The sequence below is a fragment of the Actinomadura madurae genome (assembly GCF_900115095.1).
In the GTDB taxonomy this organism is placed as follows: domain Bacteria; phylum Actinomycetota; class Actinomycetes; order Streptosporangiales; family Streptosporangiaceae; genus Spirillospora; species Spirillospora madurae.
This window is the reverse complement of record NZ_FOVH01000015.1, coordinates 24,886-45,741: the sequence shown is the minus strand read 5'-3', so window position 1 is coordinate 45,741 and position 20,856 is coordinate 24,886. Positions and strand designations below refer to the sequence as shown.

Annotated in this window: 16 protein-coding genes; 10 read left to right on the top strand and 6 right to left on the bottom strand. The window is 72.9% G+C overall.

What is annotated here, in order from left to right; translation table 11 throughout:
• The first annotated feature begins 222 nt into the window (after positions 1-222).
• Entirely contained in the window at positions 223-1,104 is an 882-nt protein-coding gene (locus BM339_RS34030; protein ID WP_075023528.1) for a hypothetical protein, read from the top strand.
• Here the strand turns inward: BM339_RS34030 and BM339_RS34025 are convergent, their stop codons facing one another.
• The 5 genes from BM339_RS34025 to BM339_RS34010 form a co-directional block, all read right to left on the bottom strand.
• Positions 1,105-2,025 carry a hypothetical protein gene (locus BM339_RS34025; protein WP_143118716.1) on the bottom strand — a complete coding sequence of 307 codons (921 nt, stop codon included), beginning with the start codon at positions 2,023-2,025 and terminating at the stop codon, positions 1,105-1,107.
• 913 nt (positions 2,026-2,938) lie between these two features.
• The gene (locus tag BM339_RS49040; protein WP_143118715.1) at positions 2,939-3,280 is read right to left on the bottom strand and encodes a hypothetical protein; all 342 of its coding nucleotides are present in this window, start codon (positions 3,278-3,280) and stop codon (positions 2,939-2,941) included.
• 282 nt (positions 3,281-3,562) lie between these two features.
• A complete protein-coding gene (locus tag BM339_RS49035) occupies positions 3,563-3,826 on the bottom strand; it encodes a hypothetical protein (RefSeq protein WP_143118714.1) in 264 nt (87 codons plus the stop codon).
• Between the two features lie 424 nt (positions 3,827-4,250).
• On the bottom strand, positions 4,251-5,135 hold the full coding sequence (locus BM339_RS34015; protein WP_244938728.1) for a hypothetical protein: 885 nt from the start codon (positions 5,133-5,135) through the stop codon (positions 4,251-4,253).
• 126 nt (positions 5,136-5,261) lie between these two features.
• Positions 5,262-7,667 carry an ATP-binding SpoIIE family protein phosphatase gene (locus BM339_RS34010; RefSeq protein ID WP_075023525.1) on the bottom strand — a complete coding sequence of 802 codons (2,406 nt, stop codon included), beginning with the start codon at positions 7,665-7,667 and terminating at the stop codon, positions 5,262-5,264.
• A gap of 195 nt (positions 7,668-7,862) precedes the next feature.
• On the opposite strand from BM339_RS34010, the gene BM339_RS34005 reads away from it, so the two are divergent.
• From BM339_RS34005 to BM339_RS33970, 8 genes are all read left to right on the top strand, one after another.
• The gene (locus BM339_RS34005) at positions 7,863-8,576 is read left to right on the top strand and encodes a TetR/AcrR family transcriptional regulator (RefSeq protein ID WP_075023524.1); all 714 of its coding nucleotides are present in this window, start codon (positions 7,863-7,865) and stop codon (positions 8,574-8,576) included.
• 99 nt (positions 8,577-8,675) lie between these two features.
• On the top strand, positions 8,676-11,834 hold the full coding sequence (locus BM339_RS34000; RefSeq protein WP_075023523.1) for a M14 family metallopeptidase: 3,159 nt from the start codon (positions 8,676-8,678) through the stop codon (positions 11,832-11,834).
• Positions 11,835-12,251: 417 nt separating this feature from the next.
• Positions 12,252-12,851: a sigma-70 family RNA polymerase sigma factor gene (locus tag BM339_RS33995; RefSeq protein WP_021595402.1), complete on the top strand. Its 600-nt coding sequence runs from the start codon at positions 12,252-12,254 to the stop codon at positions 12,849-12,851.
• A 366-nt stretch (positions 12,852-13,217) separates the two neighbouring features.
• Positions 13,218-13,592 (top strand): SSI family serine proteinase inhibitor, encoded by a 375-nt coding sequence (locus tag BM339_RS33990; RefSeq protein ID WP_075023522.1) that lies wholly within the window; start codon positions 13,218-13,220, stop codon positions 13,590-13,592.
• Positions 13,593-13,727: 135 nt separating this feature from the next.
• Positions 13,728-14,126: a CBS domain-containing protein gene (locus BM339_RS33985; RefSeq protein ID WP_021595404.1), complete on the top strand. Its 399-nt coding sequence runs from the start codon at positions 13,728-13,730 to the stop codon at positions 14,124-14,126.
• A 71-nt stretch (positions 14,127-14,197) separates the two neighbouring features.
• Positions 14,198-14,932: an ANTAR domain-containing response regulator gene (locus tag BM339_RS33980; protein WP_075023521.1), complete on the top strand. Its 735-nt coding sequence runs from the start codon at positions 14,198-14,200 to the stop codon at positions 14,930-14,932.
• A gap of 112 nt (positions 14,933-15,044) precedes the next feature.
• On the top strand, positions 15,045-17,021 hold the full coding sequence (locus tag BM339_RS33975) for a SpoIIE family protein phosphatase (RefSeq protein WP_075023520.1): 1,977 nt from the start codon (positions 15,045-15,047) through the stop codon (positions 17,019-17,021).
• 62 nt (positions 17,022-17,083) lie between these two features.
• Positions 17,084-17,596 carry a DUF6328 family protein gene (locus tag BM339_RS33970; protein ID WP_021595407.1) on the top strand — a complete coding sequence of 171 codons (513 nt, stop codon included), beginning with the start codon at positions 17,084-17,086 and terminating at the stop codon, positions 17,594-17,596.
• Positions 17,597-17,623: 27 nt separating this feature from the next.
• Here BM339_RS33970 and proS read toward each other — a convergent pair whose 3' ends face one another.
• On the bottom strand, positions 17,624-19,072 hold the full coding sequence (proS, locus tag BM339_RS33965; RefSeq protein ID WP_235206557.1) for a proline--tRNA ligase: 1,449 nt from the start codon (positions 19,070-19,072) through the stop codon (positions 17,624-17,626).
• 75 nt (positions 19,073-19,147) lie between these two features.
• Here proS and BM339_RS33960 point away from each other — a divergent pair, with 75 nt between their 5' ends.
• A complete protein-coding gene (locus BM339_RS33960; RefSeq protein ID WP_075023519.1) occupies positions 19,148-20,842 on the top strand; it encodes a proline--tRNA ligase in 1,695 nt (564 codons plus the stop codon).
• Positions 20,843-20,856 lie beyond the last annotated feature (14 nt).

Below are 20,856 nucleotides of genomic sequence, written 5' to 3'. Positions count from 1 at the left end.
CCGCGGTGCCGCCCACCGGGCCTGATGCCACGGACACATCGTTTGGCGCACGCGGGCCGCTCCTGATTAGCAGCCACCCACTCATCCAGCCCGGGTGCGGGGGGCGGTGGGGTTGGTGGGGTTGGAAATGGAGGGCGATTCGGACGAGATGCGGTGGGGGGTCGGCCAATCGGTGCGCGGGTGGTTATCGTCGAGAGCGCAGCCCGCTTCCCGAGGAGTCACATGACCACCGTGATCCTGGTCCTGCTCTGCCTTGCGATAGCCGGGCGCGAGCTTTATCTGGCCTCCGACAAGCGGCTCCCCCAGGCCCAGGCGGAGCTGCGGAACCTGCGGAAGCAGCTCAACGACCTCGTCCGGGAGCACGAGGCCCTGAAGCGGGTGGTCGACGAGGCGACGGAACCGGTCGGCATTTCCATACCGCCGGCGGAGCCGGAGACGCCGTCGAGCGACGTCGCGGAGCGGCTCGATTCGGTCACCGGCCGGGTCGAGCGGCTGGAGAAGCAGTTCGGCGACTTCTCCGACGAGTTGGCGGGCGTCGACCTCGACCGTGACGCCCAGCACGCTCTGGCCCGGTCGCTGGACGCGGTCGAGCAGGACGTCATGGAGCTGCACCGCGAGATGCTCGACCGGCTCGACCGGGAGGAGGGCGTCGTCACCGGCGTGCTGCTGAGCGAGGAGGGCGAGGGGGAGGCGCTTCTCGCGGAGGCGTACGAGCAGTGCGCGGCCGAGTGCGGGTTGCGCGTCCGGGTGCGGGACCAGCGGTCGGCGCGGGCGACGGGTACCTACTGGGGCACCGTGTACCAGATGTCGGGAAGGCGGTCGGACGTCCTCGCCGAGGACCTGTTCTCGTACGTCCGCGGCCTGTACGACCCGCAGGACGCGTCCGCCGTCGCCGCGTTGCTCACCGAGTTGGCGTCGCTGCGCGGCGGAGGGGTCGCGCAGTTCGGGCCGTTCGTCGCGGTCAGCACGCAGAGCGCCCTCCTGTGCGGCGTCCTGCCGGACGAGGGCACGCCGCCGACCGAACCCTGGCAGCTCGTGGACCACATCCGCGAGCTCCCCGCCGACCGGCAGCGCGACCTGTCCTGGCTGCGCTCGGAGGACTGATCAGGGACGGACGAACCGGGGCGCGCCGGACGTCCGGTCCACGCTGAACGCCAGCAGGCACCGCGGAACCCGCGCCGCGTCGATCTGCAGGCACAGCCCGAGGCCGAGATCCGGGTCGACGAACACGACGCGCCGCAGGGCGTGCAGGGCTCTGCGGGCTCTGTCCCGGGTGTGCGGACGTTCCGGCTCCCGCAGCGTCCCCGTGACCACCCGGCCCGCGTACCGCCAGAGCGCCGCCGAATCCAGCACCCGAACCCCCGCGGACGTCAGGTTGGCGACGATCACGACGCCGCTGTCGTCGTCCTCCGCCGTCAACGAGACGGGCAGGCCCCCTTCTCGCGGCAGGTCGCGCGGCGCCCGCGGACCGCCCACCGCGCGGTGGTAGCGGAGCGGATCCAGCGTGTCGATGACGAACGCGCCCGCATAGGGCCTGGACGCGCGCGGGGGACGGGCCGGCTCCGGCAGCTGTGCCCGGACCATGCGCACGCCCAGCTTGGCGCTGAGGTCGAACACCATTCCGGCGTCGTCCAGCCATGCCGGGACTCCGAGCCCGGCGGCCGCCTTCCGGTCGAGCGCGTCCGTCGTCCGGCGCAGGTCGTCGGCGCGCCGCGTGAGCGTCGCCGCCAGTCCGAGACCGGGGAACGCGCTCTCCAGCACCGCCAGCGTCGCCCGCCAGGTGGTGCTGTCGACGAACTCGGCGACGAACGCGTCGGCCATGGCACCGCGGCGCCCCGGGTCCGCCATGGGCCGCGGTCGCGGCGGCGGCGTCCACCTCGACGCCGGAGCGGTCCCCGGGGGCGGCTCGGCGGACAGCCCCTTGCGCGGCAGGAACGGCTCGTTGTCGTCCGAACGCGCATGCCGCCCCGTGACCGGACCACCCGCCCCCTCGCGCAGCGGCTCGCCCTCCGCTGCGGGAGGCACCGCCCCTGGAGAATCCGCGTGCGACGCCCAGGACGCCGGCGACGACCCCTCACTCGTGGACTCCGCGCCCGAATCCTCCCTGGTGGGCGACGCGCCAGCGTCATAAGGCGACCACGAGGGACTCCCCTCGCCCGACGACGGCGCCCCTGCCGAAGAACCTGCGGCCAGCGTCCAATCCGCAGACGGCTGCGGCGCGCCCCCCTCGCCGGCCAACGGCTCACCACCCGGCCGGGCCGCCGTCCAATCCGTGGCCGGCTCACCGCCTGTTGCGGAAGTCGCAGGACCTGACGCCGAATGCGGCTTCCAGGGTTGGGACGATCGATCGGCCGGAGAGGGCTCCCCGGATGGCTGTGCGCCTGCGGACGGATCGGCTGCGGCCGTCCAGTCCCTCGATGGCTCGGACGCCGACCCGCCGCCTGACGACGAAGGCACCGAGCCCCCTGCAGGATGCGGCGACCACAACGAGTCCCCCTCGCCCATGGACGACTCACCGCCCGGCTGTGCTGGACCTGCGGCCGCCGTCCAATCCGTGGACGACTCCGAAGGCGACCCGCCACCCGGCGCGGAAGGCCTCGAACCCGACGACGCGGACTGCGACGCGCCCCGCTCACCCAGGGAGCGCTCACCGCCCGGCTGGTCTCCCCCTGACGAACCGGCCGCCGCCGTCCAATCCGTAGACGGCTCGCCGCCTGACTGCGAAGGCATCCCGCCCGACGCCGAATGCGGCGACCACGACGAGCCCGGCTCCTCCAAGGGCGGCTCGCCGCTCGGCTGGGCTGGACCGGCAGGTGGCGTCCAATCCGTGGACGGGTCGGAAGGCGACCTGCCCTCACCCGGAGACCGCGCACCGCCCGACCGGGCTCCTCCAGACGGACCGGCCGCCGCCCAATCCGTAAGCGTCTCAGACGTCGACTCACCGCCTGGTGCGGGAGGGACCGGCCCCGACGCCGAACGCGGCGACCACGACGGGCCCGGCTCCTCCAGGGGCGGCTCGCCGCCCGGCTGAGCTGGACCGGCAGGCGCCGTCCAATCCGTGGACGGATCGGGCGGCGAATTTTCGCCTGGTGCGGAAGGCCCCGAACCCGAACCCGAGGACGCAGGCTGCGGCGCGCCGCGCTCGCCCGAGGGCGGCTCGCCGCTCGGCGGGACTCCTCCTGACGAACCGGCTGCGGCCGTCCAGTCCCTCGATGGCTCGGACGCCGGTCCGCCGCTTGACGGCGAAGGCGCCCCGCCCGGCGTCGAGCGCGGCGACCACGACCGGCCCCGGTCGCCCGAGGACGGGTCACCGCTCGGCTGGGGTGGCCCGGTGCTTGACCTCCAGTCCGCGGACGGATCGGTAGGCGATCCGCCGCCCGGGGCGGACGGCCCCGAGCCCGGCGACGTGGGCTGCGGTGCGCCCTGCTCACCCGGGGATCGTCCACCGGCAGACTGAGATGGGTCGCCAGGTGACGTCCAGTCCGCGGACGGATCGGTAGGTGATCCGCCACCTGGGGCGGAAGGTGCCGAGCCCGGCGACGTGGGTTGCGGTGCGCCCTGCTCACTTGGGGGTCGCTCGCCGGTCGGCCGAGGTGGGGCGGCGGGTGGCGTCCAGTCTGTGGAGGGATCGGTGGGCGGCTCGCCGCTTGGCGCGGGAGGGACGGGGCCCCTCGCTGAGTGTGGTGTCCAGGGTCGGGCGGGCGGAGAGGGCTCCCGGGATGGCGGTGGGCCTGCTGATGGATCTGATGCTGCCGTCCAGCCGCTTGATGGCTTGGGCGTTGGTCCGCCGCTTGGGGCGGTAGGCGAGGCGGGCTGCGGCGACCACGGTGAGGTCTGCTCACCCGCAGGCGGCTTGGCGCCTGTGGTGGGGGGCGGGGCTGACGATGGGGAGTGCGGTGTCCACGGTTGGGTGGTCGGGGGTGGTTCTGGGGGCTGCTCGCCGCCTGGGGTGGGGGTCTCGGGTCGTGGGGACCACGTTGGTCGTTTGAGGTCGGGGGCCGTTGTCCAGGGTGTGGGGGGTGGTTCGGTCGGCGTGGGGCCTGGACGAGGGGGTTCCTCCGTGGACGGGGGGTCTTCCGACGTTCGCTTGCCCGCCACGTGGACGTCCCCGGGGTGGGGTGGGCGCGGGGCGGGGTCCTCGGGGTCGGGTGAGGACTGGGGGCCGGAGTCCTCGGGTTCGGGGGTGCGACGGTCACGCGGGCCGAATCTCACGTGTCGATCCTGCGCTCAGATCAAGATCATCGGCAAGCTCATCGGTGGCTTTCGGGCGCGCCGAAGAGGGCGGCGCACAGGGCTTCCAGGCGGTCGGGGCCGTCCTCGGCGGGCAGGACGGTGAGGACGGGGCGGGGCCGCGGGTCGAGGCGCAGCCGGACGGAGACCTCGCGGCGCATCGGCTCGTCGGTGCCCTGAGCGGCGGCGATGTCCTGGAGGCCGACGGAGACGAGTTCCGGGATCTCGACGACCAGGGGCTGCTCGCCGGCGGGCAGCTCGTCCAGCCAGATGTCCAGGACGCGGCGGGCGAGGCCGTTGAGGAGGCGGCCCCAGGGCTCGACGAGTCGGTGCGGGACGTCCTCGGTCTGGAGTTCGGGGAGGCCGAAGCGGGCGAGGCCCTTGGTGGTGAAGTAGAAGCCGCCGGGGGCGGCGGTGTGCGGCAGGAGCATCCAGTCGGTGAGCCGGAACGTGCCGTCGGGTGCGGGGAGGGATCGGAAGAGGTGGTCGTGCGAGAGCACCTGCGGGGTGAGGACGTCGATCACCGGCGCGGCGGAGACGGCGGCGATCGCGCCGGCCACGGCGCGGGCGGACCATTCGTGCGCGGGCGGGCGGCCGGGGCGGTACGCGGCGCGGACGGCGAGGACGTGCGCGGCGGCGTCGACGGTCTTCAGGGTGGACGGGGAGGCGCCGTAGGCGGCGAGCAGCTCGCCCGGCAGCGGCGGGAAGTCGCCCGCGGGGCGCTGGTCGAGGGTGAGCATGGGGCTGTCGAGCATGCCGAGGACGAGGTCGCGGAGGGGCGGTGACGTGCGCCGGGTGACCTCGGCGTGCGCGAGGGCGGCGGGGTCGGGGATCGGGTCGGAGAGCGCCAGGGCGTAGGTGCCGTAGAGGGTCTCGGGAACCGGCAGCGTCAGAGTCTCACCCAACTCGTTCCCCCGGTGGGCCTCGGTGAAGGTCGACACTTCCGATCAGATCCAAGGCCACGTTGGAAAGTATCTGGCGCGAACGCGACATTTACCTCACAGAACCGCGAGGCGGGCCAACGACATGGATCAGCGTGCCGGGCGGATGCACTGCTCGAACCAGACGATCTTGCCGCCCTCGACGCGGTGCGTGCCCCAGCGCGCCGCGAGGTGGTTGACGAGCTGGAGCCCGCGGCCGGACTCGTCGGTGGCGTCGGCGTGCCGGAGGTGCGGCAGGTCGGCGCCGTCGTCGCGCACCTCGCAGAGCAGCGTCCGGCCCCTGACCATGCGGAGCCCGAGGGAGCCGGCGCCGTGCACGAGCGCGTTGGTGACGAGCTCGCTGACCAGGAGCTGCGCGGTGTCGGTGAGGGATTCCAGCCCCCAGCCGGCCAGCCGGGCGGCGACCTGCGCGCGGACCCACCTGACGGTGCCGGGTTCGGGGTCGAGATCCCAGGCGGCGACGTCGGGGGCGGGGATGCCGTCGAACCCGACCGCGACGATGGCGGTGTCGTCGACGGGGGTGGGGGCGGCGAGCGTGGCGAGCAGGTCGTCGCAGGTCCCGTCCAGGTCGGCGGACGCCCCGGTGAGGCGCCCGCGCAGTTCCTCCAGCCCCGCGTCGATGTCGCGGTCGCGGCGTTCCAGGAGGCCGTCGGTGCACAGGACGAGCTGCGCCCCGTCCTCGACCTTGACCTCCACGGCCTCGAACGGCTCGCCGCCGACGCCGATGGGCACGCCGGACGGGACGGGCAGCACCCGGCTCTCCCCGCCCGCCGACACCAGGACGGGCGGGACGTGCCCGGCGTTCGCGAGCGTGCACCGCCGCTCGACCGGGTCGTACACCGCGTACAGGCAGGTGGCGAGGTAGTCCTCGCCGAGCCGGCGGGCGAGCCCGTCGAGCTGGCGCAGCAGCCGGCCGGGCCGCATGTCCTCGGCGGCGAGGGTGCGGACGGCGGTGCGCATCTGCCCCATGATCGCGGCGGCGGTGAGGCCGTGCCCCATCACGTCCCCGACCACGATGCCGAGCCGGCAGCCGGGCAGCGGGATGGCGTCGAACCAGTCGCCGCCGACCTGCGCGGCCTGCCCGGCGGGCCGGTAGCGATAGCGGACGCGGGCCCCGGCGACGTCGGGCGGGTCGTCGGGGAGCATGCTGCGCTGCAGTTCCTCGGCGACCTGGACCTCGCGCCGGTACAGCCGCCCGTTGTCGATGCAGAGTGCGGCGCGGCGGGCGATCTGGTCGACCATCGCGAGGTCGAGCTCGTCGAACCCGGGCCGGTCGGGCTTGCGGAGCAGCTTGAACGTGCCGAGCACCCGGCCGCGGGCGATCAGCGGGGCGATCAGCAGCGCCCGGCCGGTGAACAGGGAACCGAGGTCCCGGTCGCCGAGCGCGGCGGAGAACCGGGCGGCCTGCCCGGCGTCGACGCGCGGAATGTGGACGGGACGCCCGGTCCGCATGGCCTGGACGGACGGCGTCCCGGACGGCAGGAACAGCGCCTCGCCCTCGGGGACGGCCTCCTCCCAGCGGCCGGGCTCGTCGTTGTGGACGACGGCGACGCGGCGCATCGGGGTGGTCTCGTCGACCTCGTCGGCGGGCGGCGCCGAGTCGGCGACGACGCCTTCGAGCAGTTCGACGGCGGCGAAGTCGGCGAGCCGCGGGACGACCACCTCGGCGAGCGTCCGGGCGGCCTGCAGATGGTCGAGGGAGCTGCCGATCTGCTCGCCGGCCTTGCCGATGTAGGTGAGCGGCTCCAGCGAGCGCGCGAGGTCGCCGGGCGCGTGCGGCCGGTCGCCGGCGGGCCGCGGTGCCGGAACGCCGGCCGCCGGGGCGGGGGCCGTCCGCGCGGCGGCGGCCGGGGCGGGGTCGGTGTGCGGGACGATCGGGAGGCGGATGGTCAGGCCCAGGGACACCGCGGGGCAGCCCAGCCCGAGGACCCGGGCGGTGATCCGGGCGGTGGCGGACGGGGCCAGGGCGGGCAGGAGGGTGGCGAGGCGGGTGGCGAAGGGGCCGGCGAGGGGGCCGGCGAGGGGGTCGGGTCCGTCGCCGGACGGGGGCGCGAGGGCGGGCTCGATCCGCAGCAGGCGGGCGGCGTGGCGGTGGTCCCGGTCGGACGGGGCGAGCAGGAGGTCGCCGATGGTGATGCCCATGCCGTTGCGGCGGAGCCCGCGCAGGTCGGCGGCGAGCGCGAGCACCCGGACGCCGTGGTCGCCCGGGTCGCCGTCGATCGGGTAGACCCACCAGCCGACCTCGGCGGGTGCGCCGTCGTCGACGCGCGGCAGGGTGCAGGCGCCGCACCAGACGTGCCCGAACTCCGTCGGCTCGAAGGCGCCGCGGTGTTCGCGGGGGAGGCCGAGGAGGGCGGCGGGCGGGCGGCCGACGGCCTGTGCGCGCCCGGCGCCGAACAGCTCCGCGGCGGTGCCGTCCCAGTGGCTGATCCGGCCGCTCCCGTTCAGCGTGATGGCGGTCATCCTCGCCACCCCCAGCAGGTCCGCGATGACCATGCGGGTCCCCCTCTCCCGGCGCGGGTGCCGTCCCACCCCGCGACGCCCGGTGAAGGCGAAGTTACCTGCTGTGAGAATAGTTTGCTGACACTCGCCGAAAATGTATCGGGTGAGCGCTCACTCAATACACTCGGGACGTGCTAGCGTCCACGTCGAAGGGACGGTGACGCGGGGTTGGCGACAGGGACGGAGCCGATGCGGGAGCGGATCCTGGCCGCGGCGGTCACGGTGATCCAGGCGCGCGGGATCGTCGCCGCGACGACCAAGGAGATCGCGCGCAGCGCGGGCGTCTCGGAGGGCAGCCTCTACAACCACTTCGCGAACAAGACCGCCCTTTTCGCGGCCGCGCTCGCCGAGGTGACCGGGACGGCGCGGGCCGCGATGGCGGCGCTCCTCGCCTCCGCCGGCCGGAACACGGTCGAGGAGAACCTCGTCCGCCTCGCCACCGAGATGGTCGGCTTCTACGGCGAGCTGCTGCCGATGACCGGGCCCGTGCTGGCCGACCCGGAGCTGATCGCCTGGCTGCGGGACGACGGCCCCGCCAAAGCACAGAAGGAGGCGGCCGCCAAGGCGCGCGGGCGGGCCGGAGGTGGCCAGGACGCCGCCGCGGCGCCTCCCGGCGGCCCTCCGGCGGGCCATCCCGGAGGGGCGGCGGCCGGGCCGGTGATGGGCCACACCGCCCTGATCGGGTACCTGGAGGCCGAGCGGCGGGCCGGCCGGCTGGCGGCCGGCGCACCCCTGCCGTACATCGCGGCGGCCCTGCTCGGAGGGTGCCAGCAGCACGCCTTCCTGACCCGGCTGGCCGGGCCGGAGGCGGTCGCGGCGGGCGCCGGGCTGCCCGCCGACGCGGAGGAGTTCGCGGCGCGGCTCGTCCGGACGGTCCTGGCGGGCCACACCGGCACCTCGTGACCGAATGCGGGCATAAGGAACTCATGCCCCATTGACGACACCCGCGTCCCGGCGGACGATCACGCGACCCCCCGTTGTGATCCCTGCCAGGAGGGCGCAATGCCGCGCAACCTGTTCCGGCCGCGCGATCTGTTTCGGCACGGACGACTCACCCCCACCCTCGCCACGGCGGCGCTTCTCATCGGAATGGTCACGGCCGCCCCCGCCGCCGCGGCGCCGAAGAACCCGGCGTCCGGCGCGGCCGTGGACGTCTACGCCGCCGACCTCACCCGGGACCAGGTGCGGGTCCTGAACCGGTCCGCCCTCGACCGCGAGGACGTCCGCGTCACCAAGAGCGCGAAGAAGGACCTCGTCCACGTCGAGGCCGTCCTCAGCGGCACCGAGGCCGCCGCGCTGAACAGGCTCGGCCTCGGCCTCACGGTCAAGAAGGTGGACGGCAAGGACGCGCGCCAGCGGTCGCTGGCCGCCGCACCGAAGGTGTTCCGTCCCTACAGCGGCCCCGGGAACATCCGCGAGGAGCTGCTGAAGGTCGCCGCCGGCCATCCGTCCATCGCGACCGCGGTGGACATCGGGAAATCCGGCGAGGGCCGGCCGATCACGGCCGTCCGCGTCACCAAGGACGTGCGGCGGCACAAGCACCACAAGCGGCCCGTGGTCGTCTACCAGGCCGCCCAGCACGCCCGCGAGTGGATCACTCCGGAGATGGTCCGCAGGCTGCTGCACCACTACGTCGGCGGCTACGGCACGGAGGCCCGGATCACCAAGATCATCGACACGACGGAGCTGTGGTTCGTCCCGGTGGTGAACGTGGACGGCTACGACCTGACGTTCGAGGAGGGCTTCCGGCTCTGGCGCAAGAACACCCGCGACAACAACGGCGACGGCCAGATCACCGGCGCGGACGGCGTCGACCTGAACCGCAACTTCCCCTACAAGTGGGGCTACGACAACGAGGGCTCGTCCGACCAGCCCACCAGCCAGACCTACCGCGGGCCGGCTCCGACGTCCGAGCCCGAGACGGCGGCGCAGGTCGGCCTCTACAAGCGGCTCCGGCCGGCCTACCTGATCAACTACCACTCGGCGGCGGAGCTGCTGCTGCACGGCGTCGGCTGGCAGGCGCTCACCCGCAGCCCGGACGACGCGGTCCACGACGCGCTCCTCGGCGACATCGACCACCCGGCCGTCCCCGGCTACACGCCCGAGCTCGGCGCGCAGCTCTACACCACGAACGGCGAGACCGACGGCTTCGCGGACAACGCCTACGGCGCCCTGTCGATCACGCCGGAGATGGCGACCTGCACCACCGCCGCGAACGAGGACCCGGACGACCCGTGGGAGCCGGGCGACTGCGGCAGCGACTTCGAGTTCCCGGACGACGAGGCGCTGGTCCAGAAGGAGTTCCAGAAGAACCTGCCGTTCGCGCTGGCGGTCGGGCAGTCCGCGCGCACGCCGGACGAGCCGGTCTCGCCGGTCGGGCGCACCACGCCCGACTTCGAGACGGACGCGTTCGGCACGTCCTACGGCTCGTCGCAGGAGGTCGCGTCCGTGATCCGCAGATCGCTGCGGAACAAGGAGCTGCGCTACCGGGTCAACGGCGGCCGGACGCGTCACGGGCACCTGCGCGAATGGCGCGGCGGCGAGCGCTTCGGGAACGAGAACGACACCTACTACGCCGAGTACCGCGGCGAGATCGGGCGGCAGCGTCCGGGTGACAAGGTCGAGGTGTGGTTCACCGGACGGAAGGGCCACCGGCAGGTCGAGAGCCGGCACTTCACCTATACGGTGCGCGACCGGCACAAGGCCGATGTCCTGGTCATCGCGGACGAGGACTACACCGGCATCAACCCGACGTACCCGGCCGGGACGAACCAGCCCCGTTACGCCGCGCAGTACGCCGACCTCGTCAAGGCCGCCAAGCACCGGCCGCTCGTCTGGGACATCGACAAGAACGGCGTCCCGCACGACCTCGGCGTCCTGAAGCACTTCAAGGCCGTCGTCTGGGAGCTCGGCGACAACCGCCTGACCCAGGACGCGGCCGACGATCCGGTGAAGACCTTCCTCGGCGACGCCCCCGACTCGCAGGTGGCCGACCGGGCGAAGGACCTGGTCCTGTCGGTCCGGTCGTACCTGAACGAGGGCGGGAAGCTGCTCCACACCGGTGAGACGACCGGCTACTACGGTCCGATCAGCCGGCTGAACGGCGGCGGCATCTACTACGGGCTGAAAGGCCATCCCGAGAAGCCCTGCGTGGTCACCGGCAATTTCCGGGACGACTGCGAGCTGCTGTCGGACGACTTCTTCCAGTACTACCTGGGCGCCTACGACAGGCAGCGCGTCGGGGCCCCGACAGGGTTCACCGGGTCCAAGGCGCCGTTCGACGGGCTCACGGCCAAGGTCGGCGGCACCGCGACCAACCCCGTGAACGAGGCGGGCGGCTTCCAGGTCACCTCGACCGTGCTGCCCAAGGCCGACTTCCCGCAGTTCACCAGCTGGAAGGCCGGCGACTACACGGGCGCGGCGGCACCCACCGAACCCCTCGAAGGACAGTGGTACGTCGCGGGCCCGCACCAAGACGGCTCCTACAGGAGGCTGACCCGGACGATCGACCTGTCCACGGTCACCGCCGCACAGGCGCCCACCCTCCAGGCCCAGCTCTCCTACAGCACCGAGACCGGTTTCGACAACATCATCGTCGAGGCGCACACGACGGGCGCCGAGGACTGGACGACGCTGCCCGACAAGAACGGGCGGACGAGCACGACCGTCCCCGAACAGTGCGAGCAGGGCTACTACCTCGCCATGCACCCGTTCCTCACCCACTACCTCACCGGAGGCAATCCCTGCGGGAACACCGGGACGTCCGGGGCGTGGAACGCGTTCACCGGCAACTCCGACGGTTGGGTTCCCGCCGCGTTCGACCTGTCCGCCTACGCGGGCAAGAAGATCGAGGTGTCCATCTCCTACGTCAGCGACCCCGCCACCGGCGGAACCGGACTGTTCATCGACGACACGAGGCTGACGACGTCCGGCGGCCAGATCGACGCCGAAGGCTTCGAGACCGGCCTCGGCCCCTGGACGATCCAGGGCGCCCCCGCCGGAAGCCCCGGCAACGGCACCGAGTTCGTCCGCTCGCAGGCCCTGATCGACTCCGTCTCCTCGGTGGCGACCAGGGACACCGTCCTCCTCGGCTTCGGCATCGAGCAGAGCCCTGACGGACGGGCCCTGGTGACCAGGGCCCTGGAACACCTGCTCGACTGACCCCTTCACGTCCCCGGGAGCCTGCGTCCAGCAAGCTCCCGGGGACCTCGCCGTATACCGCCCGATGAGCACCGCTTGATCCAAGCCGGTGCCCGGTGTGACGGACGACACGCGTTCCATGGCAACCTTTTGGCCCGTTCCAGGCGTCTTACATAGCAGGAAGACCCACCGGCGGGTGGGGAAGCGCCCGATCGGGCACGGCCCGCGACGTCCCTGAGAACGGGGTCGCTCTGGCAACGCCGAAGCGCGCACAGCCCTCGACCCACCTTCCACGCGAGGCCGAGGCCCCTCCGAACCCGCCGGGAACGGTGGCACGTACCACTTGACGGGGGGCGGTTCATCCGCCCGGTCCGCGCGTGCCCCCGAACACGCGCCATGCAACCTGCCCTTCACCGGGCATTACTACGGGGAGCGACGATGACCGCTGTCACCACGCCTGTCCGCCGCACGAGCCGCGACGCCGCGGGCGCCGCGACGGCCGAGAACGCGCGGCGCTACGAGCGCGACGTCCTGCCGCTCGCCGACCCGCTGTACGCCAGCGCCGTCCGCATGACCCGCAACTCCGCCGACGCCGAGGACCTCGTTCAGGAGACCCTGGCCAAGGCCTACGTCAACTTCCACCAGTTCCAGGAGGGCACGAACCTCAAGGCCTGGCTGCACCGCATCCTCACCAACAACTTCATCAACACCTACCGCAAGAAGCAGCGCGAGCCCCAGCGCGCCGGCTCCGAAGAACTGGAGGAGTGGCAGATCGCGCACGCCGAGGCGCACTCGTCGGGCTTCCGGTCCGCCGAGTCCGAGGCCCTCGACCGCATCCCCGACTCCGAGGTCATCGCCGCCCTGCGCGCCCTGCCGAAGGACTTCCGGGACGCCGTCTACCTCGCCGACGTCGAGGGCTACCCCTACAAGGAGATCGCCGAGCTGATGGGCACCCCCATCGGCACGGTCATGTCCCGCCTCCACCGCGGCCGCAAGCAACTCCGCCAGTCCCTCTCCGACCACGTTCTGGCTGCTTAGCGCGTTTATTGCAGTGCCCTCCTCCTTCGGGCCTGGCGGCCCTGCTGTGTTCATTGCAGTGCCCTCCTCCTTCGGGCCTGGCGGCCCTCCATCGTCGGGCACCGCGGGCGATCGCCGGCATCGCTCCGGCTCGCCTTGCGGCTCGCTGCGCGATCAGGGTCTCGCTTCGCTCGCCCCTGCCTTCGGACGCGATCGCAACCATTGAGGTTGTTGCGTGGTTCGGCCGCGGCTGGGCGCCTTACCGGGCCTTGCTTCGAATCATGGTCCCGCAGCTGCCCCGTGGCTGCGGGATCGTTCGTTTTCGCGCACGGTCCGTTATCACGTCGGTACACTTCGCGACGAAGCCTCTTCGCGTCGGGAGTGTCGATGCCTAATCTGGCCGCCGGTGTGGTCGTGGGTGCCGTGGTCGCTCTCCTGGTGGCCGCGCCTTCTGGGGCGGAGACGTCGCTGCGGCTCTCCGTCACGCATCCCGGGGAGCAGCCCTCCGGGGCCAGGGCGGTCACGTTGCGTTGCGACCCGCCCAGAGGCGGGCATCCGGACGCCGCGCGGGCGTGCCTGGAGTTGAGCGGGTCCGGCGGGGCGTTCGAGCACGCGCCGGACGGGCGGATGTGCGCCGACGTGTACGCGCCCGTCATCGCCCGCGCCGAGGGGCGGTGGCGCGGGAAGCCCGCGCGTTTCAGGGCCGAGTACGGCAACGACTGCGTCATGCGGTCGCGGACCGGCAGCGTGTTCGCGTTTTAAACGTGCGGATCGCGACGTGATGCCGAACCGTCCGCATAGGCGCGCCGACCGTGGGTAGGGCGCGCACACGGGCCACGCGAGCCGCCGGCGAATCGGGAGGATGTGCGCGCGATGCCACCAAGGGTCGGTGACGTGATGACGGCGCCACCGAAGTCGCTTCCGCTGGACGCCACGCTGTACGAGGCGGCCCGCCTCATGCGGGACCAGGGGATCGGCGACGTGCTCGTCACGTTCGCCGGCCGCCTCTGCGGTCTCGTCACCGACCGTGACATCGTCGTCCGCGCGGTCGCCGAGAGCCGCGACACGGCGCTGACGCCGCTCGGCGACGTCTGCACGGCCGAGCTGACCACCATCCGCCCCGAGGACGACACCGACACCGCGGCCCGGCTGATGTGCGAGCAGGCCGTCCGGCGGCTGCCCGTCGTGGACGCCGAGCAGCGCCCGGTCGGCATCGTCTCCATCGGCGACCTCGCCGTCGCGAACGGCGAGGTCGGGCCCCTCCCCGAGATCAGCAAGGCGCCGCCCAACAACTAGGACCCCCCATGCCGCCACCGGCACACGCGCCCCCGCCTCGGCATTCCGCCCGCCAGGATAATCTCGGAGGGGTGACGTCCACCGAAACGGTCCTCACGGACCAGCTCGCCCTGGAGATCGCCCGGCTGGGGATGGTCGGCGAGTCCTCCGACGTGGGCACCCTGCACCGGGTGACCGACCTGGCCGCGCGGGCCGTGCCGGGGTGCGCCGGTGCGAGCAGCGTGCGCTGGGCGCTGCCGGAGCCGTCCGCGCCGGACGACCGGCCCGAGCCGCTGGCCTCCGCGGCGAGCCACCCCGACCTCGCCGAGGTCGTCGACCGGCAGCTGTCCCGCGGGCACGGCCCGATCTTCGACGTGGTGCGGGACCGGGCCGCCCTGACGTCCGACGACATCCTCGGCGAGACCCGCTGGCCCGAGGCCATGTCGGACATGCTGCGCCGCGGGGTGCGCTGCTTCACCACCACCCCGCACCTGAACCCGCCCGTCCTGGTCACGCTCTCGCTGTACGGGGTGAGCCCGAAGGCCCTCGGGCACGGGCGGCACGCGATCGCCGCCCTGCTGATCGCGCAGGGTAGCGCGGCCGTGTCGAACTCCCGGCAGTACGACGACGTGCACCGCACCGCCGTCCAGCTGCAGGCGGCCGTCGAGGCCCGCGCGATCGTCGACCAGGCCAAGGGGATTCTCATGCACGCGCTCGGCTGCGACGCCGACGAGGCGTTCGCCGAGATGCGCCGCATCTCGCAGACACGTCACGTGAAGCTCACCGCGCTCGCCCAGCGTATCGTCGGTCATCAAGGCCTGCCCTAGGTGCGGACGCGGAGCATAGGCTGCGAGGTGCGGCCCCGAAGATCGTGGTCCGGCCCCGCCCGGGCGCGAGCCGCCCTGGTTCCACCGCTTGACGCGGACGAGAGGAGACCAGATGCACGATCAGCGTGACCAGCTCGAACCGGGGTCCCTGCCGCAGGAGATCTCGGAGCTCGAAGGGCGCATCGGCGAGCTGCGCCAGGCCGCCGGCGTGCCCGAACCCGACCTGCGCGCGACGCTGGACGCCGCCCTGGTCGAGCTGGAGCTCGCGCTGACCGTGATGCGTACGATCGGCGGCGAGCAGGCCGGCGAGGCGGGCGACTCGACCGCCGCCGAGAACGAGCGCCGCGTGCTGCGGACCGTCTTCCAGGACGCCCCGGTGCCACTGTTCCTGCTGGACCGGTCGGCGAGCGTCCGGCGGGTGAACCGGCAGGCGGCCGCGCTGCTCGGGACGTCGTCGGGGTACGTGTCGGGCAAGCAGTTCACGGCCTTCTGCGACCTGGCGACCCGCGCGGCGGTGCGGTCGCAGCTCGCGGCGGCGGTCCGGACGGGACGGCGCCGCCGCGTCAGCGTCCGCTTCCTCGGCCGCGACCACCCGGTCGACGCCGTGGTGACGATGGCCCGGGTGTGGATCCGCGGCGAGCCCGACCCGATGGTCGTGGTGGCCGCCGGGCCGACGACGACCCCCTCCGGAGACGAGACCGCCAAGAGCCCCCGCGCCAAGGGCGGCCGGGCGCGGACCGTCGAGGGCGGGCCCGGCGACGACGAGGCCGTGGCCACGATCGTGCACCGGATGGACGTCCTCGCGACCGCCAGCGAGCTGCTGCTGGACGAGCCGGTCTTCAACGAGACGGTGGCCGTCCGGCGGTGCGCCCGGCTGCTGGCCGCCGAGCTGGCGGACTGGGCGTTCATCGACCTGACCGGCCCGGGCAACGGCGTCCCGGGTGGGCCCCCGACGGGCGGCGTGCACGTGGCCGGGACGTCGCCGGGGCTGCGCCGCCAGGTCGTGATGGGCCCGGAGGACGAGCATTCCGTCGAGGCCGCGCGGCTGCTGGAGGAGGTCGACCCGGCCGAGGACACGCTGCCGCACACCGTGTTCGTCACCCGGCAGAGCGCGCTGCGCCCGCACGTGGAGAACGTCGACGTGCTCGGCGTCTGCCCGGACGGGCAGCCCGTCTGCGCCAAGATCGGCGCGACGTCGCTGCTCAGCGTCCCGATCGAGGACGGCGACCGGGCCATTGGAACGATCACCCTGGCCACGGGCGGCGAGTACGGGCCGTTCGACCTGATGGACCTCGGGGTCGTCCAGCGGCTCGGCCGCTACCTGGCGCTGGTGATCCGGGCGGCGCGGCTCTACCGGCGCCGCGCCGAGGTGGCCGACACCCTGCAGGCGGGGCTGCTGCCGAAGCGGCTCCCGGCCATCCCGGGGGTGAGCGTGGCGGCGCGCTACCTGGTGTCCACGCACGGCGCGGACGTCGGCGGCGACTTCTACGACGTGTTCCGCACCGAGAACGGGTGGGGCCTGGTCCTCGGCGACGTGTGCGGCAAGGGCGAGGACGCGGCGGCCGTGACGGCGACGGCCCGGCACTGCGTCCGGCTCGCGTCGCGGTGGAAGGCCCGCCCGGCCGACGTCCTCGGCATCGTGAACGAGGCGCTGCTGGACGAGGACCGGTTCGTCACCGCCGTGATGGCGGGCGTGACGCTGGAGACCGAGCGGGTGATCGCGTCGCTCGGCACCGCGGGGCATCCGCCGGCCATCGTGGTGCGCGCCGACGGGGTGATCAGGTCGGCGTCGCGCGGCGGCGTCCCGCTCGGCCTGTTCGAGGACTTCGAGGCCGGGCTCGACACGATCGACCTGACCGTCGGCGACACGCTGATCCTGCATTCGGACGGGGTGCTGGAGGCGTGCGACATGACGCGGCAGGAGTTCGGCCAGGAGCGGCTGCTGGAGACGCTCGCCGCGCACGCGGGCAAGGGCCCGGAGGAGATGCTCGCCGCCGTGGAGAGCGCGCTGCTCGCCTACTGCGACGGCGATCTGCGCGACGACGTGTCCATGCTCGCGTTGCGGGTGGAGCCGCCGACGCTCGACTAGGCCGCGCCGTGGCCGGGCCGTGCCCCGGGACTGATCCGAACTTTGCCGGGTAAATGCCATTTATGACCGTCGACCCCGCGGACAAGCCCCGCAACGAGACCGAGCACGAACGGCTCGACCGCCAGTTGATGGAACTCCTGCAGGGCTTCCGCGTGGCCACCACCGGTGTACAGGTGCTGTTCGCCTTCCTGCTCACCGTCCCGTTCTCCACCAACTTCGACCGCAAGGTCGACGACACGGGCAGGATGCTGTTCTACATCGCGCTGTTCGGCGCGGCGCTCGCGTCGATCTGCTTCATCGCCCCCGTGTTCCAGCACCGGATCCTGTTCCGGCTCGGGCAGAAGCCGCTGCTGATCCACCGCGCCAACCAGTTCGGCATCCTCGGCGCGTTCGCGCTGGCGATCTCCATCACCGCGTCCACCACGCTGATCGTGCACGCGATGTCGGACGTGGACGGCGCGGTGATCGCCACCGCGGTGGTCGTCCTGGTGCTGTGCGGGTGGGTGTGGTTCGTCCAGCCGTACCTGACGAGGCTGAAGGCGAACGGCCGCCCGCCCGGAACCGAGGGCTCCTGACCCGCGGCCCCGGCCTCTGGTCCGCCTCTAGTACGCCTTGCCGAAGATGACGCGCTTGCCGTAGGCGGACGGGTTGCCGCACTTCACGCAGGCGCCGGTCTCCTCGGGCGCGTCGGCCGGGATGACCCGGGGGGTCGCCGCGGTCTCGGCCTTGATCTCGTCCTCGCACGCACCCTCACCGCAGTGGAACGCCCGCGCCCAGCCGGTCGCGACCTGCGCGGCGAACGCGTCCCAGGAGTCGACGGCCGCGGTGTGGTCCTCGCGGAAGCTCTCGGCTCGGGCGAGCAGGAACGACTGGAAGTCGGCGAGCATCCCGGGCAGCATCTCGGGCACCTTGTCGAGCGGGATCTGCTCCTTGCCCTGCCCCTCCACGGTCGGCAGCCGCCGGACGACGGTCGCGACGCCCGCCTCGATGTCGCGCTTGCCCAGTTCGACGCGGATCGGGACGCCGCGCATCTCCCACTCGTTGAACTTGAAGCCGGGCGACAGCTGCGGGCGGTTGTCGTCCACGTGCACGCGAACGCCCGTCGCCTTGATCGCGGCGCCCAGCCGGCGGGCCTCGGCGGCGGCCTGCTCGCCCTGCTCCTTGCGCCCGATCGGGACGACGACCACCTGGTAGGGCGCGAGCCGCGGCGGCAGGACGAGCCCCTTGTCGTCCCCGTGCGTCATGATCACGCCGCCGATCATGCGGGTGCTCATGCCCCAGGACGTCGTGTGGGCGTGGGTGAGCTTGCCCGCCTCGTCCTGGTACTGGATCTCGAACGCCTTGGCGAAGTTGGTGCCGAGGTAGTGCGACGTGCCGGCCTGGAGCGCGCGGCCGTCCCGCATCATGCCCTCGATCGTGTACGTGCGGACGGCGCCGGCGAACCGCTCGCCGGGCGTCTTCTCCCCCGCCACGACGGGGATCGCCGCGAGCTCGCGCGCCACGGCCGCGTAGGCGTCCAGCGCCCACATCGTCTCGCGCATCGCGTCGTCCTCGTCGGCGTGCGCGGTGTGGCCCTCCTGCCAGAGGAACTCGGTGGTGCGCAGGAACATCCGGGGCCGCATCTCCCAGCGGACGACGTTCGCCCACTGGTTCAGCAGCAGCGGCAGGTCGCGGTGCGAGTCGATCCACTTGGCCATGTACTCGCCGATGACGGTCTCGGAGGTCGGCCGCATGATCAGCGGCTCCTCCAGCTCCTTGCCGCCGGCGTGCGTCACGACCGCGAGCTCCGGGGAGAAGCCCTCGACGTGCTCGGCCTCGCGCTTGAGGTAGGACTCCGGGATGAGCATCGGGAAGCAGGCGTTGTCGTGCCCGGCGTCCTTGATCCGCCGGTCCAGGTCGGCCTGGAGCAGCTCCCACATCCGGAATCCGTACGGGCGGATGACCATCGTGCCGCGCACCGGTCCGCGGTCGACGAGCTGGGCCTGCACGACCACCTCGTTGTACCAGGCGGAGAAATCCTCGCTCTGCGGCGTCACACCTTCTCGGCTCACGGCATACAAGGGTACTGACCGGCGGCACCGTCTCATGACACTTCGCGCGACCGGGCGCTTCGCTACCCTCGCGGGATGCGCTGGTCCCGGCTGTTCGTGCCCACCCTCCGCGACGATCCCGCCGAGGCGGACGCGCCGAGCCACCGGCTGCTCCTGCGGGCGGGGTTCCTCCGGCAGTTGACCGCCGGCCACTACTCGCTGCTGCCGATGGCGGTCCGCGTCCGGGCGAAGGTCATCCAGATCGTCCGGGAGGAGATGGACGCGGTCGGCGCGCAGGAGATGCTGCTGCCGGCGCTGCATCCGGCCGAGCCGTGGCGGCGGTCGGGCCGCTGGGAGCTCATGGGGCAGGAGATGTTCCGGCTCCGCGACCGGCGCGGCGCCGAGCACGCCCTCGGCATGACGCACGAGGAGATCTTCGCGACGGTCGCGCGGGAGCTGAGCTCCTACCGGCAGCTGCCGCAGCAGTGGTACCAGTTCCAGACGAAGTTCCGGGACGAGCCGCGCCCCAAGGGCGGCCTCATGCGCACCCGCGAGTTCACCATGAAGGACGCCTACAGCTTCGACATCGACCGCGCGGGCCTCGACGCGTCGTTCGACGCCTACCACGGCGCCTACGTGCGGATCTTCGAGCGGCTGGGCATCCCGGCGCTGCCGTGCGAGGCGTCCAGCGGCACCATGGGCGGCTCCGGCTCGACCGAGTTCATGTGCCCCGCCGATGTGGGCGAGGACCTCGTCGTCCACTCACCCGGGTGCGGGTACGCGGCGAACATCGAACGGGCCGTGTCCGTGCTGCCGCCCGCCCAGGACGGGCCGGGCCTTCCCGCGCCCGAGCGTTTCGACACGCCCGGCGTCCGCACCATCGAGGATCTGCTGGCGTACGACGCGCCCGCCGACCGGCAGATCAAGACGCTCGTCTACGTCCTGGACGGCACGCTGACACTGGTCCTGCTCCGCGGCGACCATCCGCTGAACGAGCAGAAGCTCGTGGACGCGACCGGCGCCGCCGCCATCCGCGCCGCCGAGCCGGCCGAGATCCGGGACGCCCTGGGCGCGCTGCCGGGCAGCCTCGGCGCGGTCGGCGCCGCGCTCCCGGTGATCGCGGACGAGGCGCTGCGGGGCCGCCGCGGCATGTTCACCGGCGCCAACACAGACGACGTCCACCTGCGCGGCGTCGACGTCGGCCGCGACATCGAGGTCGGGACGTGGGCCGACCTGCGCGAGGTCGCGGAAGGGGAGCCGTGCGTCCGCTGCGGCGAGCCGCTGGCGATCCTGCGGGCGATCGAGGTCGGGCACATCTTCAAGCTCGGCGACCGGTACTCCCGCGCGCTCGGCGTCGAGGTCCTCGCCCCGGACGGGCGGCGCGTCCCCGTGGTGATGGGCAGCTACGGCATCGGGGTGGAGCGCGCGATGGCCTCGATCGTGGAGACCCACCACGACGAGCGCGGCATCGTCTGGCCGTTGTCCGTGGCGCCGTTCCAGGTCGCGGTGGTCGCCGCCCAGTCCGATGACGCCGCCGTGGCCGGGGCCGCCGAGGACGTCTACGCCGGGCTCACCGCCGCCGGCGCGGAGGTGGTGATCGACGACCGTCCCGAACGGGCGGGCGTGAAGTTCCGCGACGTCGAGCTGACCGGGATCCCGTTCCGGGTGACCGTCGGCCGCCGGGGCCTGGCCGAGGGCGTCGCCGAGGTCACCGTCCGCGCCACCGGCGAGACGTCCAAGATCGCACTCGACTCCGTGGTGGCGCACGTCCGGGCCTTGCTGGACGCGTAATTGGTTTGACGCTG